The organism is Roseburia faecis, assembly GCF_001406815.1.
Taxonomy (GTDB): Bacteria; Bacillota; Clostridia; order Lachnospirales; family Lachnospiraceae; genus Roseburia; species Roseburia faecis.
Map to the genome: position 1 here is coordinate 1 of NZ_CVRR01000084.1, position 460 is coordinate 460.

General features: G+C 47.0%; 1 protein-coding gene. It reads left to right on the top strand.

Annotated features, from left to right (window positions below; translation table 11 throughout):
* The coding region (locus M72_RS15555) for an IS66 family transposase (protein ID WP_141652768.1) at positions 1-460 on the top strand (460 nt) is incomplete at both ends.

A 460-nucleotide genomic window follows, 5' to 3' on the forward strand; every position in this document is an offset into this window, starting at 1 on the left:
TATTAAAGGAAGAAGGCCGCAGACCACAGAGTAAATCTTATGTCTGGCTGGTACGAACTGGTGACAATGGTGGGATTCCTATCATCCTTTATAATTACACTCCGACCAGAGCCGGCAGTCATGCCGCTGCTTTTCTTGCAGGTGCAGATCCCGGATACTATCTAATGGTTGATGGCTATAAAGGATACAACAAAGTGCCGGAGGCACAGCGTTGTTGCTGCTGGGCTCACATACGACGCTATTGGCTGCGGGCAATACCCAAAGGCCACGAAAAGGATTATACACATCCGGCAGTCCAGGGATTTCTATACTGTAATAAGCTGTTTGAGTATGAACGCTCTTATCGAGAAAAAGGATTATCGCTCAAACAGATTTATAATCGCCGCCTGAAGGATCAAAAACCTGTCATAGAGGCTTTTTTGTCATGGCTTGACCAGCTGCATCCGGAATCCGGAGACAG